The following is a 19,569-nucleotide window of genomic DNA, read 5'->3' as shown; positions in this document are numbered from 1 at the left end:
ATGGATCTTGGTGGGTTCGGGGGTCAGACACCGCTTCCGACCGGCTGGTCGGCGACGGAGGGGTCGAGGGGACGGCTCTGGTCCTTCGACCGGACGTCCTGGACTTTTCCGGCGGTGACCCCGCGCGGCACCACGAGGCGCTGCACGAGGGCGAAGACGCCGTCGGTGACGAGGGCGAGGGCGATCACGAGGATCGAGCCGCCGAGCATCTCGTCGTACCGCTGGACGGCGAGACCGTCGAACAGGAACCGGCCGAGACCGCCGACCGGCAGGATCGCCGCGACGGTCCACGTCGCGATCACCTGCAGGGCGGCCGAGCGGATCCCGCCGATGATCAACGGGAGCGAGAGCGGGATCTCGACCTTGACGAGGATCTGAAACTCGGTCATGCCGACCGCGCGGGCGGCGTCGATCGTCCGGCGGTCGACCGACTCCAGCCCCGAGTACGCTCCGGCGAGCACCGGCGGGATGGCCAGGATGGTCAGTGCGATCAGGGGCGGCACGATGCTGAGGTTGAGCGTGATGAGTGCGAGGTAGACGACGAGGCCCAGGGTCGGGATGGCGCGGAGCGCTCCAGAGACGCCCACCGCGAGCCCGCGGAACCGGCCGGTGTGCCCGATCGCGAGACCGATCGGGAGCGCGATGACGGCGGCCAGGATCAGGGTCAGCAGCGAGTACCAGGCATGCTCGCCGAGTCGCGCGCCGATGCCGCTGGGGCCTCCCCAGTTCGCCGGGTCGAACACCCAGCCGAATGCCGCGAGGATGTCGGTCATGCGCCCGTCACCGCCTTCAGCGCGGCCCGGCGGCTCGCGCGCTTGGTCGTGCCGAGCCGGGTCCAGGGCATCAGGAGCCTGCCGAGCAGCACCAGTGCGAGGTCGAAGACGAGGGCGATGATCACGATCGCCACGATGCCGGTGACGACCTCGGCGTTGTTGTACTGGTTCAGCCCCTGGACGAACATCGTTCCGAGGTTACTCACGCCGACGAGCGAGCCGACGCTGACCAGGCTCACCGTGCTCACCGAGACGACCCGGAGGCCCGCCAGCAGCACCGGACCGGCCAGCGGGAGCTCGACCGACCAGAACCGCCGCCAGGTGCTGAAGCCCACGGCCGTCGCCGACTGGAGCACGTCACCCGGCACGCTCGCCAGGGCGTCGGAGGTCGTGCGGACCATCAGGGCGAGCGAGTACAGGCTCAGTGCGATCACCACGTTGATCGGATCGAGGATCTGCGTGCCGATCAGGGCGGGCATCGCGACGAAGAGCGGCAGCGACGGGATCGTGTAGAGGATGCCGCCGATCGTCAGCAGCACTCCCCGACTGGCGCGGTAGCGGTTCGCGACCCAGCCGATCGGGATCGAGATCAGGAACCCGAGGACGATCGGGAACACGCTCAACGTCACGTGAGCGACCGTGAGATCCCAGACGAGGCCGAGGTTCGACCACAGCCAGCTCACGACGCTTCCTCACCCTGCGCCGAAGCACCCACGACCGGGAGGGTCATGGCCTTTGTCTCATCGGACGGGGTCAGCACGCCGGCCGGCCGTCCTTCGCTGTCGACCAGCACGGAGCCGGTCGGGGTCTGCTCCACGTGAAGCGCACGCCGGCCGCGGTCGGCCCCGATGAACGAGGCGACGAACTCGTCCGCCGGGTCGGCGAGGATCTCGGACGGGGTGCCCTGCTGGGCGACGATGCCGCCCTTGCGGAAGATGACGACCTGGCTGCCGAGACGGAACGCCTCGTCGATGTCGTGCGTGACGAACACCACGGTCTTGTCGAGCTCCCGCTGCAGGTGCAGCAGTTCGTTCTGCAGCTCGTCGCGCACGATGGGGTCGACGGCGCCGAAGGGCTCGTCCATCAGCAGGATGTTGGGGTCGACGGCGAGCCCGCGGGCCACCCCGACGCGCTGCTGCTGGCCGCCGGAGAGCTGGCTGGGGTACCGGTCGGCGAGGGACCGTTCGAGGCCGACGGTGTCCATCAGCTCGAGGGCGCGCTCACGCGCCTCCTTCTTCTTGACGCCGCGCAGGAGCGGGACCGTGGCGATGTTGTCCACCACCTTGCGGTGCGGCAGCAGCCCCGAGTTCTGCATCACGTAGCCGATGCTGCGTCGCAGCTGCACGGGCTGGAGCCTCTGGACGTCCTCACCGTCGATCTCCACCGTGCCGCTCGTCGGGTCGACCATGCGGTTGATCATGCGGAGGATCGTCGTCTTGCCGCTCCCGGACGAACCCACGAGAACGGTGATCTTGCGCGAGGGGATGACGAGCGAGAAGTCGTCGACCGCGACGGTCCCGTCGGGGAACCGTTTCGTCACCGAACGGAACTCGATCATCGCTGCGGCCCATTTCTGTCGGTCAAGTCCATCCATTCCACCCAAACAGCGTTCTGCCCGTTTGGCAACGGATGCGTCCATTTGTGGCGAAAATCACACGCTCTCCCCGTCACGGAGAGTGTTCGGAGCACAGCCGTCGATGGATGTCAGCGTCGCGCGGACCACCGACATTCCCGCGAAGCGGGATCAGCTCTCGCTGCCGTACCGCTTCTCGAGGTACTCGCGTGCAACGATGCGGGCCTCCGCGATGTAGCGCTCGTCGCCCATCGGGTCGTCCCGGAACGCACGGTTGATCAGCGAGTCCATCACCTCGACGACGATCTCGAGACGGAACGCGAGGTCCTCGCCGGCCGGGAGGCGGTACTCGTCGGCCAGGATGTCGGCGAATTGAGCGGCGAACGAGACGTCGCGGACGACCTCCTCGCCGGGCACGCCCGACCGCTCGGCGTCGGTGAACCGGATGATCCGGAACCCGGCCTCCTCGCGGAACATCGTGACGAACGAGTCGATGGCGGCCTCGACGGCGTTCCACCAGTGCTCGGGCTGCTGCTCGTGGATGGCGGCGACGACCGCGCGCCGGTAGCGCAGCACGGCGCGGTCGCGCAGGGCCTGGAGGAGCACGATCCGATCCGGGAAGTACCGGTAGACGGTGCCGATGGAGGCGCCGGCCCGCTCGGCGACCATCGCCGTGGTCAGCCGGTCGAACCCGATCTCGTCGACCACCTCGGCGGCGGCGTCCAGCAGCGCGTCGACCCGGGCGGCGCTGCGCTCCTGGATCGGCTCGGTGCGCACGAGCGCGGGTCCGACGGTGTTCTGTCCAGCGACGAGGTCGTTGATGGGCACGATCGCAACTCCTTCTTTCCGGTGACTACGTTACGTGTTGCGGTTCCCCAACCCATGCGCGACGCCGCGCGTCGCGCACTCCATTGGGATCGATCATATTCGGGGAAACCTCACTTATTGCGGGGAATCCCCTGCAACTCGCCGAGGGATCGCCCCCAGATCTGGGGACTGTGGAAATCGATCCTGCACTCCATGAGAGACTTGAACCTCTATGACCGCAACTCCCGACAAGCGTGGCGCCGCCGTGGAGCCCATCATGCATCGCGCGGCGCGCATCGAGGACGCTTTCCACGAGTTCCGGGCCCGGAGGGCGCGCAAGCGCGGCTATCTCGCGACCGTGCTGCCCTACACCGGCTACGGCGCACCGACCTGGGTGCGCATCCTCGGCCGCGTCGTGCTCGCCAAGGAGCCCAAGCCGGGCAGCAGGGCCGAGCGCAAGCACCGCAAGCGCGAGGAGTCGATCCGCGGCTGGCGCTCGTTCGTCAGCGTCCCCGTCTCGGATGTGGCGGTGGTCATCGAGATCGAAGGCGAGACGCACACCGTGCGGCCCGACCGCGGCGGCGTGATCGACACGGTCGTCCCCGTCCAGCTCGCTCCCGGATGGCACACGGTCCGCATGTCCACGGTGGAGTCGGCCCGTGTTTTCGAGGCCCCGATCTACATCGTCGACCCGAAGGCGACGTTCGGCATCATCTCCGACGTCGACGACACGGTGATGGTGACCGCGCTCCCCCGGCCCCTCCTCGCGGCCTGGAACACCTTCGTGCTCGACGAGCACGCACGGGTGCCGACGCCCGGGATGGCCGTGCTGCTCGAGCGCCTGGCGTCCACGCACCCCGGCACGCCGGTGGTGTACCTCTCGACCGGTGCCTGGAACGTCGCGCCGACGCTCCGCCGATTCCTCTCGCGCAATCTCTTCCCCTCCGGACCGCTGCTGCTGACCGACTGGGGGCCCACCCACGACCGGATCTTCCGGAGCGGCCGCGAGCACAAGCGCACGAGCCTCGAGCGGCTCGCCGCCGAGTTCCCCGGTCTCAAGTGGCTGCTGATCGGCGACGACGGGCAGCACGACGAGCTGCTGTACGGCGAGTTCACGACGGCGCATCCCGACAACGTCACCGGCGTCGCCATCCGCCAGCTCTCGGGCCAGGAGGCCGTGCTCGCGGGGGGCCGCTCGAAGGCCGAGAAGCACAGCGAGCTCTCGGGCGTGCCCTGGGTCTACGCGCCCGACGGCGCCGGGCTGAGCGAGCAGCTGAGCGACCTCGGCATCCTGCCCTGAGCCGTCACGGGATACGCGCGCGGCGCGCGCGGCACCGTCGGTGGGCTGCGGCAGACTGACGGCATGCCAGCCAGCCGCGCCGACCTGCTCCGGATGCGCCGCCTGGCGCACGCGATCGACGGCGATCGCGAGCCCGACCCCGCCGCGGTCACCCGGCGTCTGCTCGCCGTGCAGGCCCAGGACTTCGCCGCCGCCTGCTGGGCGCTGGCGCTGCGTACGCTCACCCCCTCCCGGGAGGCGGTCCTCGCCGACCTCGACGCCGGACGCATCGTGCGCTCGTGGCCCATGCGCGGCACCCTGCACTTCGTCCCGCCGGAGGATCTGCGCTGGATGCTCGCCGTCACCACCGAGCGCATGCTCGCCGGCCTGACGCGCCGGCACCGCGAGCTCGAGCTCGGAGCCCCCGATTTCAGCCGCGCCCGCGACCTGCTGACGGACGCGCTCTCCGGCGGCCGCGCCCTCGGCCGCGCCGACGTGATGGAGCTGTGGGAGAACGCCGGGATTCCCACCGGCGGCGAGCGCGGTTACCACCTCCTGTACTACCTGGCGCAGACCGGTCTGATCTGCTGGGGCCCGACGCACCGCACCCAGCAGGCGGTGGTGCTGCTCGACGAGTGGGCTCCGCGTTCGCGTGCCCGCGAACTGGCACCGGACGAAGCGGTGGCCGAGTACCTGCGCCGCTACCTGCAGGGCCATGGCCCCGCAACGCTCAAGGACTTCGTCTGGTGGACCAAGGGCACGGTGGCCGGAGCGCGCGCCGCCGTCGCGGTGCTCGGCGACGCGATACGGACGCTGGACGTCGACGGCGTCCCGTACCTGGTCACCGCCGAACTGGCGGAGGAGGCGGCCGCCCGCCCTGCAACGCGGGCCGAGCGCGACGCGGTCCGCCTGCTCCCCGCTTTCGACGAGTATCTGCTCGGCTACCAGGATCGCGCGCCGGTCATCGACGAGCGGGACTTCGAACGCGTGGTGCCGGGCAAGAACGGCGTCTTCTCCCCCATCATCGTGGTGAACGGGCGGGTCGCCGGAACGTGGCGGCGCAGCGGGGACCAGGTCGACGCGCGCCCGTTCGAGGCGACGAGCCCCACCCGCACCGCAGCGGTCGCGCGGGCCGCGGCGTCCTACGCCCGCTACGCGGACTAGCCTGGGACGGTGGCACTGAAACTCCCCGCGAGCATCCGCGCGACCAGCCGCACTCCGTTCCTGCAGGTGCTCAAGACCGCCGTCGCCATGATCCTGGCGTGGCTCGCGGCGAGCCTGATCGTGCCCGGCGAGCTGCCCGTCTTCGCGGCGATCGCGGCCCTGCTCGTCGTGCAGCCGAGCGTCAACCAGTCCGTCGGCCGTGCCATCGAACGCTCGCTCGGCGTGATCGTCGGCGTGCTCGTCGCCTACGCCGTGGGGCTCGCGTTCGGGATGAACAGCTGGATCGTGCTGGTCGCCGTGGTGGTGTCCGTGCTGCTCGCCTGGGTGCTCAAGCTGACCCCGGGCAGCGCGAACCAGGTGCCGATCAGCGCGATGCTCGTCCTCGCCATCGGCGCCTCCAACCCGGAGTACGCGTTCGCGCGCATCGGCGAGACGATCGTCGGCGCCGTGATCGGCGTGATCGTGAACATCGCGGTCGTCCCTCCCGTGCTCACGGCACCGGCCCGGACGGCCGTCCTCGCGCTCGGCAACGAGCTCGCCGCGACCCTCGACCGGCTCGCCCGCGCCATCACCAGCACGCTCACCCCCGGCGAGCTGGACGCGCTCCTGATCGAAGCGCGACTGCTGCGGCCCATGGAGACGAAGGCGGGTGGCGCGCTCACGGCCGCGGAGGAGAGCCTCACGCTCAACCCGCGACAGGGCAAGCACCGGCTGGTGCTCGCCCACGACGAGGCCCTGTTCGCCCGCCTCAAGCCCATCGTCACCCGCGCCGTCGGGATGACCCGGGCCTTCCACGACCACTACGACGACGGGCTCACCGGGGAGCCGACCATGGTGGCCATCGCCGAGGAGCTGCGCCGGGCGGCGCACGACCTGCGACTGCTCAGCCGGGACCCGGACTCCCCGATCGTGGAGCCCGAGACCGCGACGGCCAACATCCCGGCGCTGACGGCTCCGCTGGTGATCTCGACGCCCGACCCGCGGCACTGGGTGCTGCTGGGCTCGCTCGTGGAGGATCTCCGGCGCATCCACTCCGAGATCACCGGGGACGACGAGGCCGCCTGAGCGGCCCCGCCGGCCTCCGGGGTCTACGCGATCAGTTCGGCGATCGCCTCGGCGAGCGGGAGGGTCTGACGCTCGCCGGTGCGGCGGTTCCAGAGCTCGACCTCGCCGTCCGCGGCGCCGCGACCGGCGACGAGGACCCGCGGGACGCCGATGAGCTCCGCGTCGCCGAACTTGACGCCGGGCGAGACCTTGGGGCGGTCGTCCAGCAGCACCTCCAGCCCGGCCCCTTCGAGCGCGGCGGCGGCCTGCTCGGCCACGTCGAACGCGGCCTGATCGCGGCCGGCGGCGACCACGTGCACATCGAACGGAGCGACGGAGTCGGGCCAGATCAGGCCCTTGTCGTCGTTGTTCTCCTCCGCGATGATCGCGAGGATGCGGGTCACGCCGATGCCGTACGAGCCCATCGTCACCGTGACGAGCTTGCCGTTCTCGTCCAGGACCTTGAGCCCCAGCGCCTCGGCGTACTTGCGGCCGAGCTGGAAGACGTGGCCGATCTCCATCCCGCGCGCCAGCTCGACGGGGCCGGAGCCGTCCGGGGCGGGGTCGCCGGCCTTGACCTCGGCGACCTCGACCACGCTGTCCCAGCCGAAGTCGCGACCGGCCACCAGCCCGAACACGTGCTTGCCGTCAATGTTGGCGCCGGTGATCCAGCCCGAGCCGTCCACGACGCGTGGGTCGACCACGTAGCGGATGCCGGTCGCGGACTCCTCGCCGAGCACGGCGCCCGCGGGCGACCACGGACCGATGTAGCCCTTCACCAGGCCCGGGTGCTTCGCGAAGTCGGCCTCGGTGGCGGGCTCGATCTCGGCGGGGGCGAAGGCGACTTCGGCGCGCTTCATGTCGACTTCGCGGTCGCCGGGCAGCCCGACGACGACCAGCTCGCGGCTGCCGTCGAGGTGGATGAGGGCGAGCACGACGTTCTTGAGCGTGTCGGCCGCGGTCCACGAGCGCCCGTCCGGGCGCGGGTGCTTCTCGTTCGCCACATCGACCAGGGTCTGGATCGTCGGGGTGTTCGGCGTCTCCAGAACCTCCGCGGGAGTGAGCTTCTCGTAGCCGCGGGCGGGCGGCGCGATGGTGGTGAACGCCTCGACGTTGGCGGCGTAGCCGCCGTCCGAGCGGACGAAGGTGTCCTCGCCGACGACGGTCGGGTGCAGGAACTCCTCGCTGCGCGAACCTCCCATCGCTCCGGCGTCCGCCTGCACGATGACGTACGACAGACCGAGGCGCTCGAAGATGCGCTCGTACGCGTCGCGCTGAGCCTGGTAGCTGGCTTCGAGCCCGGCGTCGCTCGCGTCGAACGAGTAGGCGTCCTTCATCGTGAACTCGCGCCCGCGCAGGAGGCCGGCACGGGGCCGTGCCTCGTCGCGGTACTTGTCCTGGATCTGGAAGATCGTCAGCGGGAGGTCCTTGTACGACGAGTACAGGTCCTTCACCAGCAGAGTGAAGACCTCCTCGTGCGTGGGCGCCAGCAGGTAGTCGGCGCCCTTGCGGTCCTGGAGCCGGAAGAGACCGTCGCCGTACTCCTCCCAGCGGTTGGTCACCTCGTACGGCTCGCGTGGGAGGAGCGCCGGGAGGTGGACCTCGTGCGCGCCCGCGGCGGCCATCTCCTCGCGGATGATCGTCTCGATACGGGCCTTGACCCGCAGGCCGAGCGGCAGCCACGCGAAGATGCCCGGCGCCTGGCGTCGGATGTAGCCGGCGCGGACCAGCAGCCGGTGGCTGGTGACCTCGGCGTCGGAGGGGTCTTCGCGGAGCGTGCGGAGGAAGTAGTTCGTCAGGCGTGTAGGCACCGTTCCATGTTAGGGGGCGCGGAGGAGTATTCCTGCGGCGAGGGGCATAGGGTGGCGCCATGCCCGACCGCCGGACCTCCATCGCCCCGTCCGCGGCCCAGACCGAGCTCGCCCGCTCGCTGGCCGACCTGCGCGCGTCGCTCGGGCTCCCCGACGCGTTCGCACCGGAGGTGGAACAGGCGGCGCGGCGCGCGGCGGACGCCCCGCACCTCCCGGTGACGGACCTGACCGGCATCCCGTTCCTCACCATCGACCCGCCCGGGTCGACGGATCTCGACCAGGCGCTGCATCTGGAGCGCCACGGCGACGGTCACCGGCTGCGCTACGCCATCGCCGACGTCCCGGCGCTCGTCCCGCCGGACGGCCCGGTCGACGAGGAGGCGCGGCGGCGCGGCCAGACGCTCTACGCCCCCGACGGCCGCGTGCCGTTGCATCCCAGCGCCATCGGGGAGCACGCCGGGTCGCTCCTGCCCGATGCGGTCCGCGGGGCGTACGTCTGGGACATCGTGCTGGACGGGGACGGCCGGGAGGTGTCGGCCTCGGTGGCCCGCGCCCGCATCCGCTCGCGGCGTCAGTGGTCGTACGCCGAAGCGCAGGAGGCGCTCGACGCCGGTACGGCGCCGGAGCCGCTCGCGTTGCTGGCGCAGGTGGGCCCCGCTCGGATCGAGCAGGAGCGCGCACGCGGCGGGGCCAGCCTCAACCGGCCCGACGAGGAGATCGTCTTCCGCGACGGCGCCTACGCGATCGAGCGGCGCGCCACCCTCCCCGTGGAGGACTGGAACGCCCAGCTCTCCCTGCTCACGGGGATGTCCGCGGCGCGCGTCATGCTCGACGCGAAGGTGGGCATCCTGCGCACGATGCCGGCGCCGTCTGCGGAGGCGGTCGACGCTTTCCGAGCGCAGACCGTCGCGCTGGGCCTGCCCTGGCCGCCCGCGGTGGACTACGGCGAGTACCTGCGCACGCTCGACCACCGCGAACCGCGGGCCGCCGCCGTGCTGCAGGCCGCGGCCGGGCTCTTCCGCGGCGCCGGCTACGTCGCGATGGACGGCGAAGCGCCCGCGGATCCCGAGCAGTCCGCCATCGCGGCCCCGTACGCGCACGCGACGGCGCCCCTCCGCCGGCTGGTGGACCGCTGGGCCCTCGTCATCTGCGAGGCGCTCTGCGCCGGACTCCCGGTGCCCGTGTGGGCGCGGGACTCGCTCGGCGAGCTCCCCTCGATCATGGGGGCGTCCATCCGGCTCGCGGCACGACTCGACTCCGGCGCGCTCGACCGGGTGGAGGCCGCGCTGCTCGCCTCGCGGATCGGCGCGGTGTTCGAGGCGACCGTGCTCGCCGTCCGCAACGGCACGGTGAGCGTGCAGCTCGCGGACCCGGTGGTCACCGCCTCGCTCGCGCGACCGGACGGCGTACGCCCGGGCGACCGCCTGCGCGTCCACCTGGTCGCGGCGGACATCCCGAGCGGGACCGTCCGCTTCGACGCGGTCGACTGACCTGTCGCCGGCCGGTCGGCACCTCGGCTCAGCGCGGGAGGCCGCTGCTTCGCGCGCTCAGTGGGCTCCGACGGTGACGACGGGCTCGCCCGACGGGCCGCCCTCGTCGCCCATCTCGGCGGCGATGCGGTTGGCCTCCTCGATCAGGGTCTTGACGATCTCGGCTTCCGGCACCGTCTTGATGACCTCGCCCTTGACGAAGATCTGGCCCTTGCCGTTGCCGCTCGCGACGCCCAGGTCGGCCTCGCGGGCCTCGCCCGGTCCGTTGACGACGCAGCCCATCACGGCGACGCGCAGCGGGACGCTCATGCCCTCCAGCCCGCTCGTCACATCGTTCGCGAGAGTGTAGACGTCCACCTGCGCACGGCCGCAGCTCGGGCAGGAGACGATCTCGAGCTTGCGCTCGCGCAGGTTGAGCGACTGCAGGATCTGCAGGCCTACCTTGACCTCCTGCGCCGGCGGGGCGGAGAGCGAGACGCGGATCGTGTCGCCGATCCCCTCGGAGAGCAGGATGCCGAACGCGGTCGCCGACTTGATCGTGCCCTGGAACTCCGGGCCGGCCTCCGTCACGCCGAGGTGCAGCGGCCAGTCGCCCCGCTCGGCGAGCTGGCGGTAGGCCTTGACCATCACGATCGGGTCGTTGTGCTTGACGGAGATCTTGAAGTCGTGGAAGTCGTGCTCCTCGAACAGGCTGGCCTCCCAGACGGCGCTCTCGACGAGCGCCTCCGCCGTCGGCTTGCCGTACTTCTGCAACAGGCTCGGCTCGAGCGAACCGGCGTTGACGCCGATGCGCAGGGAGACGCCCGCCGCCTTCGCGTAGGCGGCGATCTTGCCGACCTGGTCGTCGAACTTGCGGATGTTGCCCGGGTTGACGCGGACCGCGGCGCAGCCGGCGTCGATGGCCGCGTACACGTAGTTGGGCTGGAAGTGGATGTCCGCGATCACCGGGATCTGGCTCTTCTTGGCGATGATCGGGAGCGCCTCGGCGTCGTCGCGGCTCGGGACGGCGACGCGGACGATGTCGCAGCCCGAGGCGGTGAGCTCGGCGATCTGCTGCAGCGTCGCGTTGATGTTCGTCGTCGGCGTCGTGCACATCGACTGGACGCTGACGGGAGCGTCGCCGCCGACCAGGACCTTGCCGACACGGATCTGACGGGACTTGCGACGGGGTGCGAGGGTCTCGGGGACTTTGGGCATCCCCAGATTGATTGCTGCCACCCAACAATCCTACGCGGACGGGTGGGAACGGGCTGGACGTCGCCGGGGAGCGGGCTCTAGCCGAAGAGGTTGACCGGCTTCACGATGTCCGCGTAGGCGAGAAGGACGCTCATCCCGCCCAGCACGATCACCACCGCGAAGGTCAGAGGCATGAGCTTCGCCATGTCGACGGGCCCCGGGTCGCGGCGGCGGAAGATCTTCGCGAACGTGCGCCGGATGCCCTCCCAGAGCGCGCCGGCGATGTGACCGCCGTCGAGCGGGAGCAGCGGCACCAGGTTGAAGACGAACAGCGCGATGTTGAGGGAGGCCAGCATGCCGACCATCGTGTAGGCCTTGTCCACCACCGGGACGCCGTCGAGGGCCGTGAGCTCGCCGGCGGCGCGACCGATGCCGACGACGCCGATCGGGCCGTTCGCGTCGCGCTGCCCCGACCCGAAGGCCGCGTTCCAGATGTCGACCATGCGCTCCGGGAGGTGGATGAAGACGTTGAAGACCGCGCCGACCTGCGTGCCGACGGCGGGCAGGACCGACGTGATCGGCTGCGGGACCAGCTCCTGCACGGCGCCGATCCCCGCGAACCCGGCCGTGAAGGTGGCGACCGCTCCATCGGCGGTCTTGACGACCTGGCCGGACGCGTCGGTCTTCGCGACCTTGTTCGTCGTCGGCGTCAGCGTGACGGTGCGCTCTTCGCCGTCCCGCCGCAGCACGACCGAGAGCGAACGGCCGGCGGAGTCGCGGATGATCTCGGTGGACTGCGCCCACGTCGTGATCGGCGTGCCGTCGATGCTGACGATCGTGTCGCCGGGCTTCAATCCGGCCGCCGCCGCGGGACCTTGCGGGGCGCTCGCGGAGCAGGTCTGGCTGGTGCTGGAGGCCGGGAGCACGCACTGGCTCACCGAGGCGATCGTGGTCGAGTTCTGCGGCGTCCCGAAGCCCATCAGGAGCACACCGAACAGCACGACGGCGATCACGAGGTTCATGAACGGGCCGCCGAACATGATGATGACGCGCTTCCAGACCGCGAGCTTGTAGAACGTGCGATCCTCTTCGCCGACGAGGACGGTCTCCGCGCTGGCCGTGCGCGCATCCTGCGCCATCGACTGCATGAACCCGGTGGTCGCGTTGCGGCCGGCGCCGCCGTCCTTGCCGGGCGGGAACATCCCGATCATCGAGATGTAGCCGCCGAGCGGGATGGCCTTGACGCCGTACTCCGTCTCGCCGCGGCGGAACGAGAACAGGGTCTTGCCGAAGCCGATCATGTACTGCGTCACTTTGACGCCGAAGAGCTTGGCGGGCACCAGGTGCCCGATCTCGTGGAGCGCGATCGAGAGCGCGAGGCCGATCAGGATGATGACGACGCCGAGGACGAACAGGAGCACGGTTTCCACGGACTCAGGGTACTGTTGTCCAGCTTGGAGCCAGCCGCTAGCCGGCTATGTGCGCGATCACGTCGTGCGTGGTCACGCGCCGCCGAACTGCGACGGTGCGCTCAGCCGGGTGATCGGGCCCGGCCAGGGCGAGGCCGCGGCGAGGACGCCGACGGCCGTGCTCGTGGCGTCGGGGACGAGGACCGATCCCGGGGACGCCTCGACCAGGATGTACACGGAGGCGGCGCCGTCGACCGTGACCACGTCCAGCCGGTCGGCGTCCGCGTGCCCCGGGATGTCGTTAACCGCCGAGCCGACCGCGACACCGGTCGACGCCGCGATGTCGACGCCCTGGACCGCGGCGGCCGTCGTCGACACGGTCCAGACCGGTGCGACCAGCACGTCGTCGTCGACGGCGCCCTCGTAGTGGTTCTCGGTGATCGTGAGGGCACCGAATTCGTGCGCCGTCGCCGGGACCGTGTGGTTCGTCGCCGGGAACTCCGTGGTGCCGGTCTGCGGTCCCACGGCATCCTCCACGGCGCTCAGCACGTCGGCGAGCGGCTCGGTGTACCCGATCCGCCGCTCCGCACCGGAAGCGTCGACGAAGCGGAGCGCGTCGCCACCGATCACGATCGCCGTGACCGCGGGCGCAGCCGTGGGCGCGGTCGTGGACGGGGAGGCGCCCGGTGAGGCGGCGCCGGTGCATCCGGCGATGCCGAGAACGAGTGCGAGCGCTCCGACGAGCGCGACGATCTTCTTCACGAAACCCCCGAAATCCGGTCCCCTCCGGACCCTTCCTGAGAAGGCTATCAGCCAGCGATCAGGGCGTCCGCCGCCGACCTGGCCCAGCGCTCCGCGGCGTCGAGCGACTCGCGGGTGAGCTCCGTGGCGGGCTCGTGGGCGTCGACGACGCGCTCCACCGTCTCCAGGATCGCCAGGTAGCCGATCGCGCCCGCGTGGAAGGCGGCGACCGCCTGCTCGTTCGCCGCGTTGAAGACCGCGGGATACGTCGACCCGGCGATTCCGACGCGCTTCGCCAGAGCGACCGCGGGGAACGCGTCGCCGTCGAGCGGCTCGAAGGTCCAGGTGTGCCCCGCCGTCCAGTCGAGCGGCTCGCCGACACCGGGCACGCGGTCCGGCCAGCCGAGCCCGAGGGAGATCGGCAGGCGCATGTCCGGCGGGGACGCCTGGGCGATCGTCGAGCCGTCCACGAACTCCACCATCGAGTGGATCACGGACTGCGGGTGCACCGTGACGTCGATCCGGTCGTACGGGACGTCGAAGAGCAGGTGCGCCTCGATGACCTCGAGACCCTTGTTGACCAGCGTCGACGAGTTCGTCGTCACGACCAGGCCCATGTCCCAGGTCGGGTGGGCGAGCGCCTCGGCCGGCGTGACATCGCGCAACGACTCTCTGCTGCGCCCGCGGAACGGGCCGCCGGACGCCGTCAGGACGAGCCGGCGCACCTCGCGCGGCGCACCCGAGCGCAGCGCCTGCGCGATCGCGGAGTGCTCCGAGTCGACGGGCACGATCTGACCGGGCGCCGCGGCCTGCTTGACCAGCTCGCCGCCCACGATCAGCGACTCCTTGTTGGCCAGCGCCAGGCTCGCGCCCGTCTCGAGCGCCGCCAGCGTCGGGCCGAGCCCGACCGAGCCGGTGATCCCGTTGAGCACGACGTCCGCCTCGACCGAGCGGACCAGCCGCTCGGAGCCGTCGGCGCCGAGCGCCGTCTCCGCGACGCCGAACCGCTCCGCCTGCGCGGCCAGCCCCTCCGCATTGCGGCCGGCGGTGAGGCCGACGACCGTGAAGAGGTCGGGGTTGGCCGCGACGACGTCGAGCGCCTGGGTGCCGATCGAACCGGTCGAACCCAGGAGGATGACGCGCCGCGGTCCCCCGGTCATCAGCGCGCGGTCTTCAGGATGTCGATGACGAACACGATGGTGTCCGTTCCCTTGATGGCGCCGTTGCCCGCGTCACCGTAGCCGTCCGCGGGTGGGATCACGACGAGCACCTGAGAGCCCACCTTCTGGCCCTCGAGGGCCTTCTTGAAGCCGGCCACGACCCCGGTGGTGGGGAACGACGTCGGCGCTCCGCGGCTCCAGCTGGAGTCGAACATCTCGCCGTCGCGCCAGATGACGCCCTTGTACTGCACGGTCACCGTGTCGCCCGGCTGGACGGTCTCACCGTCGCCCTGCTTGAGGACTTCGAGCTCGGTCTGGGTCGGCGGGTCCGCCTTCGGGATGGTGATCGTGGGCTCGCCCGTCTTCGAGAGCTTCACGGTCGGGAAGCCGGCTTTGGGCGCGACAGGAGTGCCGTTGGCGCGGGTCGGGGGCAGGTCGACGAGGTCGGCGACGAAGACCACGGTGTCGGCCGCCTTCAGACCGAGCTGGGTGAGGTCGGCGTTGCCGAACGCCTCCTTCGCCGTACCGGTGAGCACGACGCGGGAGCCGACCTTCAGGCACTCGACAGCGCGCACGAGCCCGGGGACGTACTGCTTGTCGTCCACGGTGATGGTCTGCGCGGCCTGGTCGTCGAATCCGGCGGCGGCGGTGAGCTCCTTGCCCGTCGCCCCGCTGTAGGCGGCCAGTGCGATGTCGACGGTCGAGCCGGCTTTGGCCTCCGCCCCCTTGCCGGTGATGACGACGCTGCGCTGGAGGTCGGTGGCCTTCAGCGGGGTGGAGAACGTCACGGTCGGAGCCTTGCGGAAGTCGCCCTCCACCTTCACCGCCTTCGAGGCGTCGCCCGCCTTCAGGTTCTGGCACGAGGCCGCGGCCGTCGTGCTCGTGGCGGACGGCTCCGGGGAGGAGGAGCTGCAAGCGGCCAGTCCGGCGACCACGAGGGCGGCGGTGAGGAGGGAGAGTGATCTGCGCACGATCGAACAGTCTGCCGTATCCGCCTAGGGCTCCGCTGACAGTCCGGTCGGAGGCGCGCCGCCCGGGCGGGCTCCGCGCCGGTCGCCGCCTACGATGGAGGCATGACTCGCGAATTCTCGGTTCCCCAGTCCCGCCACGTCGTCACCGCCCTCCCGGGCCCGCGCTCGCTGGAGCTGCAGCGCCGCCGCGAGGCGACCGTGAGCCGCGGCGCGGGGACCCTCGCGAACATCTACATGGAGTCGGGCTCCGGCGCCATCCTGGTCGACGTGGACGGCAACCGCCTGATCGACCTGGGCTGCGGCATCGGCGTCACGACGATCGGCCACGCCCACCCCGCGGTCGCGGCGGCCGCCGCCGAGCAGGCCGCGAAGCTCACGCACACCCTCTTCACGGTGACGCCGTACGAGAACTACGTGCGCGTCGCCGAGAAGCTCGCCGAGATCACCCCCGGCGACTTCGAGAAGCGCAGCATCCTCGTCAACTCCGGGGCGGAGGCCGTGGAGAACGCCGTGAAGATCGCGCGCAAGTTCACCGGTCGCCGCGCGATCGCGACCCTCGACCACGCGTTCCACGGCCGCACCAACCTGACCATGGCGATGACGTACCGCCCCTGGCCGGAGCGCGCCGGGATGGGTCCCTTCCCCGGTGAGATCTACAGCGTGCCGATCAGCTACCCGTTCCGCGACCCGGAGGGGATGACGGGCGAGGAGGCCGCCGAACGCACGATCGACTACATCCGCACCCACATCGGCGCGACCGAGCTCGCGGCGCTCTTCGTCGAGCCGATCCAGGGCGACGGCGGCATCATCATCCCGGCTCCCGGCTACTTCGCCCGCCTCTCGGAGTTCTGCACCGAGAACGGCATCGTCTTCGTCGCCGACGAGATCCAGGCCGGCATCGGGCGCACAGGCACGTGGTACTCGATCGAGCACCACGGCGTCGTCCCCGACCTGGTGACGAGCGCCAAGGGCATCGCCGGCGGCTTCCCGCTGGCCGCGGTCACGGGCCGCGCCGACATCATGGACGCCGTCCAGCCCGGCGGGATCGGCGGCACCTTCGGCGGCAACCCGGTGTCGACCGCCGCGGCCCTCGCGGTGTTCGAGGCGTTCGAGTCCGAGGACCTCCTCGCCGAGGCGCGACGCGTCGAGGCCGCCCTGTGGGCGCGCATCGGCGACTGGGCCGAGCGGTTCGCGGTCGTCGGGGAGGTGCGCGGCAAGGGGGCGATGTTCGGCATCGAACTCGTCGTCCCCGGCACCACGAAGCCCAACCCGGAGGCGTTGAAGGCCGTGCTGGCGCACGCGACGGCCAACGGCGTCATCCCGCTCGACGCCGGCAGCTGGGACAGCGTCCTGCGCCTGCTGCCGTCGGTGGTCATCAGCGACGAGCTGATCGACGATGCGGCGACGGTCATCGAAGAGGCTCTGGCGAAGCTCGGCTGAGGTCCACGTCATGCTGATCAGGCGCTGGCGCGCGCTCGCGGCGGCCTCCGTCACCGCGATCGCGCTCGCCCTCGTGCCCGCGACCGGGGTCCTCGGCGCCGAGCGCGCCGCCTTCGACCCCGGCGACATCATCAGCGACGACAGCTTCTTCAACCCGGACGCGATGACGGCGGGCGAGATCCAGTCGTTCCTCGAGGACCGCACCTGCAAACCCGTCGACGGCGCGCCGTGCCTCGCCGACTACCGGGTCGACGTCCCGCGCATCCCGGCGTCGGCCGAGCGCTGCACCGCTCTGCCCGCGAAGAAGGCCGAACGGGCGAGCAGCATCATCGCGCGCGTCGCCGCCGCCTGCACGATCAGCCCGCGGGTGCTGCTGGTGCTCCTCCAGAAGGAGCAGTCGCTCCTCACGGCGCCGAGCCCGTCGGGCTATCAGAAGGCGACCGGATACGCCTGCCCCGACACCACCGAATGCGACAAGCGCTACTTCGGCTTCGTCAACCAGGTCTACCGGGCCGCCTGGCAGTTCCGGGAGTACACCGTGCACCCCGGCGACTGGCGATACCGCGTCGGGAAGAACGACATCCAGTTCCACCCGGACGCCTCGTGCGGCTCCAGCCGCGTGACGATCGTCGACCAGGCGACGGCGAACCTCTACAACTACACGCCGTACCAGCCCAACGACGAGACGCTCGCCGCACCGACCGGCCCGGCCGGCGACTGCTCGACGTACGGCAACCTCAACTTCTCCCGGCTCTACAACACCTGGTTCGGCGACCCGCTCGCCGTGCGCTACCCCGCCTTCGCCCTGCCCTGCCTGAACTACGCCGGAGGCTTCGGCTGCGACCCGGTCCCGGGGCTGCGCGGCTGAGTTCCACACGTCCACGCGGTCTCGGCCCTGCGCTCAGCGCAGGATGCCGCGCTCGCGGGCGGCGGCGATCGCGGCGGTCCGCGAGCTGACGCCGAGCTTGGTGAAGATGTGCGCGAGGTGCGATTTGACGGTCGTCTCACTCACGAAGAGGGCCGAGGCGACCTCCGTGTTCGTGCGTCCCTCCGCCACCAGCCGGAGCACCTCGATCTCGCGCACGCTCAGGCTCGCGCGCGGTGTGCGCATCCGGTCGAGCAGTCGAGAGGCGATGACCGGGGCGAGTGCGCTCTCCCCCGCCGCCGCCGCGCGGACGGCGGCGGTCAGTTCGTGCGGCGGTGCGTCCTTGAGCAGGTAGCCGCTCGCGCCCGCCTCCACGGCTTCCAGGATGTCGGCGTCCGAGTCGTAGTTCGTCAGCACCAGCACGTAGGGCGCGGCGTCGAGCGCACGGATGCGGCGCGTCGCGTCCGCTCCCCCGCCCGTCTCGCCCGCACCGAACTGCAGGTCCATCAGCACGACGTCCGGGTTCTCGCGCTCCGCGGCGGCGACCGCCTCGGCCGGCGTGCCCGCTTCGGCGACCACCGTCAGATCGTCCTCCGACGCGAAGAGCGCGACGAGCCCGGCGCGCACGATGGGATGGTCGTCGGCGATGACGAGGCGGATCACGGGGCCGTCACCGCCGAGAGCAGCACCGTCAGCACGGTGCCGCGGCCGGGCGTGGAATCGACGACGAGCGTGCCGCCGAGCTGCTGCACCCGTTCGCGGGTCGCCTGCAGCCCGAACGAGTCGGACGTCGGTGCGGGCTCGCCCGTCTGCGCACGCGGGTCGAAGCCGTCTCCGTCGTCCGAGACGCTGAAGCGCAGCCCGTCCGCGCCGGAGACCAGCTCGATCACGGCCTTCCCGGCGTGCGCGTGCTGCACGACGTTCGCGATCGCGCCCTGGGCGATCCGCAGGAGCGCGGTCTGGACGTGCATCGGGAGCGGGACCGCGTCGGCGACCCGGACCTCCACGGTGAGACCCTGCGCGGCCCACTGCGTGGCGGCGAGCCGGCGCAGCGCGCCCCCGAGCCCCTGGTCGTCGAGGTCCGGCGGTGCGAGCTCGCGGATGAACCGCCGTGCGTCGGCCAGACCCGTGGCCGCGGTCTCGCGGGCGAGCCGGATGTGCTCGACACCCGGGCCCTCCGGGTCGGCGCGCTCGGCGGCGTGCAGCAGCAGCTGGATGCTCGACAACCCTTGCGCCAGGGTGTCGTGGATCTCGCGCGCCAGACGCGAGCGCTCCGCCAGCACACCGGACTCGTGCTCGGTCACGGCGAGCTGGTCACGCGTGTCGAGCAGCTCGCGCATCAACGCCTCACGCTCCGCCGCCTCCCGTGCCAGCGCCTGATAGCCGAGCCCGATGAGCAGCGCGACCCCGGCACCCACCAGGGGACCGACCACCCCACCGACCGTCCAGCCTCCGTGGAGGCCGAGGGCGACGATCGACGCCGCCGTGGCGAGCACGATGGCGACCGCCCCCCATCGCCCGCCCAGCAGGTGCAGGTAGAGGAAGAACAGCGGGAAGACCAGGTAGGCGGCTTCGGTGCTGAGCCAGAGCAGTGCCGCCCATTCGACGGTCAGCACGGCCAGCCAGAGCAGTGCGGCCGAGCCTCCGAGGCCGGACGCCCGGCCACTCCGCCCGGAACCGCGGGCCAGCAACGCGCCGACGGCATAGGTCGCGACGAGCACGAGGGCGACGGCCACGACCGCCAGGCTCGCGGTGGTCGGCACGACGATCGCCCGCACGATCACCAGACCGGCGAGCACCAGGAACAGCACGTGGAGCCCGGTCCGCAGACCCACGAAGACCGGGGTGAGCGCGGTGTGGGCCATG

General features: G+C 71.3%; 18 protein-coding genes. 6 read left to right on the top strand and 12 right to left on the bottom strand.

The window, feature by feature from the left end:
- Nucleotides 1-23: 23 nt before the first annotated feature.
- The 4 genes from ACFVU2_RS08970 to ACFVU2_RS08955 form a co-directional block, all read right to left on the bottom strand.
- Nucleotides 24-773 carry an ABC transporter permease gene (locus tag ACFVU2_RS08970; RefSeq protein ID WP_387873103.1) on the bottom strand — a complete coding sequence of 250 codons (750 nt, stop codon included), beginning with the start codon at nt 771-773 and terminating at the stop codon, nt 24-26.
- Nucleotides 770-1,456: an ABC transporter permease gene (locus ACFVU2_RS08965; protein ID WP_387873101.1), complete on the bottom strand. Its 687-nt coding sequence runs from the start codon at nt 1,454-1,456 to the stop codon at nt 770-772. The genes ACFVU2_RS08970 and ACFVU2_RS08965 overlap by 4 nt, the downstream gene beginning before the upstream one ends.
- Nucleotides 1,453-2,331: an ABC transporter ATP-binding protein gene (locus ACFVU2_RS08960; protein WP_387873099.1), complete on the bottom strand. Its 879-nt coding sequence runs from the start codon at nt 2,329-2,331 to the stop codon at nt 1,453-1,455. The genes ACFVU2_RS08965 and ACFVU2_RS08960 overlap by 4 nt, the downstream gene beginning before the upstream one ends.
- Before the next feature lie 186 nt (nt 2,332-2,517).
- Nucleotides 2,518-3,174, bottom strand: coding sequence for a TetR family transcriptional regulator (locus ACFVU2_RS08955; protein WP_387873098.1), 657 nt, complete (start codon nt 3,172-3,174; stop codon nt 2,518-2,520).
- A gap of 211 nt (nt 3,175-3,385) precedes the next feature.
- Between ACFVU2_RS08955 and ACFVU2_RS08950 the strand changes: the two genes are divergently transcribed.
- The 3 genes from ACFVU2_RS08950 (at nt 3,386) to ACFVU2_RS08940 (ending at nt 6,661) form a co-directional block, all read left to right on the top strand.
- Nucleotides 3,386-4,453, top strand: a complete 1,068-nt coding sequence (locus ACFVU2_RS08950; RefSeq protein ID WP_387873096.1) for an App1 family protein — start codon at nt 3,386-3,388, stop codon at nt 4,451-4,453.
- Between the two features lie 63 nt (nt 4,454-4,516).
- Nucleotides 4,517-5,596 carry a winged helix DNA-binding domain-containing protein gene (locus tag ACFVU2_RS08945; protein WP_387873094.1) on the top strand — a complete coding sequence of 360 codons (1,080 nt, stop codon included), beginning with the start codon at nt 4,517-4,519 and terminating at the stop codon, nt 5,594-5,596.
- A 15-nt stretch (nt 5,597-5,611) separates the two neighbouring features.
- Nucleotides 5,612-6,661, top strand: coding sequence for an aromatic acid exporter family protein (locus ACFVU2_RS08940; protein WP_387874408.1), 1,050 nt, complete (start codon nt 5,612-5,614; stop codon nt 6,659-6,661).
- Nucleotides 6,662-6,684: 23 nt separating this feature from the next.
- Here ACFVU2_RS08940 and ACFVU2_RS08935 read toward each other — a convergent pair whose 3' ends face one another.
- A complete protein-coding gene (locus ACFVU2_RS08935; protein WP_387873092.1) occupies nt 6,685-8,451 on the bottom strand; it encodes a proline--tRNA ligase in 1,767 nt (588 codons plus the stop codon).
- A gap of 59 nt (nt 8,452-8,510) precedes the next feature.
- Here ACFVU2_RS08935 and ACFVU2_RS08930 point away from each other — a divergent pair, with 59 nt between their 5' ends.
- A complete protein-coding gene (locus ACFVU2_RS08930) occupies nt 8,511-9,941 on the top strand; it encodes an RNB domain-containing ribonuclease (protein ID WP_387873091.1) in 1,431 nt (476 codons plus the stop codon).
- Between the two features lie 57 nt (nt 9,942-9,998).
- On the opposite strand, the gene ispG is transcribed toward ACFVU2_RS08930, so the two are convergent.
- The 5 genes from ispG to ACFVU2_RS08905 all read right to left on the bottom strand — a co-directional run bounded on the left by ispG (nt 9,999) and on the right by ACFVU2_RS08905 (nt 15,398).
- Entirely contained in the window at nt 9,999-11,138 is a 1,140-nt protein-coding gene (ispG, locus tag ACFVU2_RS08925) for a flavodoxin-dependent (E)-4-hydroxy-3-methylbut-2-enyl-diphosphate synthase (protein ID WP_387874406.1), read from the bottom strand.
- Nucleotides 11,139-11,215: 77 nt separating this feature from the next.
- Nucleotides 11,216-12,547 (bottom strand): M50 family metallopeptidase, encoded by a 1,332-nt coding sequence (locus ACFVU2_RS08920; RefSeq protein WP_387873090.1) that lies wholly within the window; start codon nt 12,545-12,547, stop codon nt 11,216-11,218.
- Nucleotides 12,548-12,619: 72 nt separating this feature from the next.
- Complete coding sequence (locus ACFVU2_RS08915; RefSeq protein ID WP_387873088.1) at nt 12,620-13,288, bottom strand: hypothetical protein; 669 nt, start codon at nt 13,286-13,288, stop codon at nt 12,620-12,622.
- A gap of 47 nt (nt 13,289-13,335) precedes the next feature.
- Complete coding sequence (locus tag ACFVU2_RS08910) at nt 13,336-14,427, bottom strand: 1-deoxy-D-xylulose-5-phosphate reductoisomerase (RefSeq protein WP_387873086.1); 1,092 nt, start codon at nt 14,425-14,427, stop codon at nt 13,336-13,338.
- Nucleotides 14,427-15,398: an FKBP-type peptidyl-prolyl cis-trans isomerase gene (locus ACFVU2_RS08905; protein ID WP_387873084.1), complete on the bottom strand. Its 972-nt coding sequence runs from the start codon at nt 15,396-15,398 to the stop codon at nt 14,427-14,429. Before ACFVU2_RS08905 ends, ACFVU2_RS08910 begins: the two co-directional genes overlap by 1 nt.
- A gap of 102 nt (nt 15,399-15,500) precedes the next feature.
- Here ACFVU2_RS08905 and ACFVU2_RS08900 point away from each other — a divergent pair, with 102 nt between their 5' ends.
- Nucleotides 15,501-16,838 carry an aminotransferase class III-fold pyridoxal phosphate-dependent enzyme gene (locus ACFVU2_RS08900; protein WP_387873082.1) on the top strand — a complete coding sequence of 446 codons (1,338 nt, stop codon included), beginning with the start codon at nt 15,501-15,503 and terminating at the stop codon, nt 16,836-16,838.
- Nucleotides 16,839-16,848: 10 nt separating this feature from the next.
- Nucleotides 16,849-17,706, top strand: a complete 858-nt coding sequence (locus ACFVU2_RS08895; protein WP_387873080.1) for a hypothetical protein — start codon at nt 16,849-16,851, stop codon at nt 17,704-17,706.
- 33 nt (nt 17,707-17,739) lie between these two features.
- On the opposite strand, the gene ACFVU2_RS08890 is transcribed toward ACFVU2_RS08895, so the two are convergent.
- Nucleotides 17,740-18,366, bottom strand: coding sequence for a response regulator (locus ACFVU2_RS08890; RefSeq protein ID WP_387873078.1), 627 nt, complete (start codon nt 18,364-18,366; stop codon nt 17,740-17,742).
- Nucleotides 18,363-19,568 (bottom strand): sensor histidine kinase, encoded by a 1,206-nt coding sequence (locus ACFVU2_RS08885; protein ID WP_387873076.1) that lies wholly within the window; start codon nt 19,566-19,568, stop codon nt 18,363-18,365. The genes ACFVU2_RS08890 and ACFVU2_RS08885 overlap by 4 nt, the downstream gene beginning before the upstream one ends.
- Between the last annotated feature and the right edge of the window lies 1 nt (nt 19,569).

Origin of the sequence: Leifsonia sp. NPDC058194 (assembly GCF_042883605.1) — a bacterium.
GTDB lineage: Bacteria > Actinomycetota > Actinomycetes > Actinomycetales > Microbacteriaceae > Leifsonia.
Note: the sequence above shows the minus strand (reverse complement) of the source record. Positions and strands in the feature narration are given on the sequence as shown.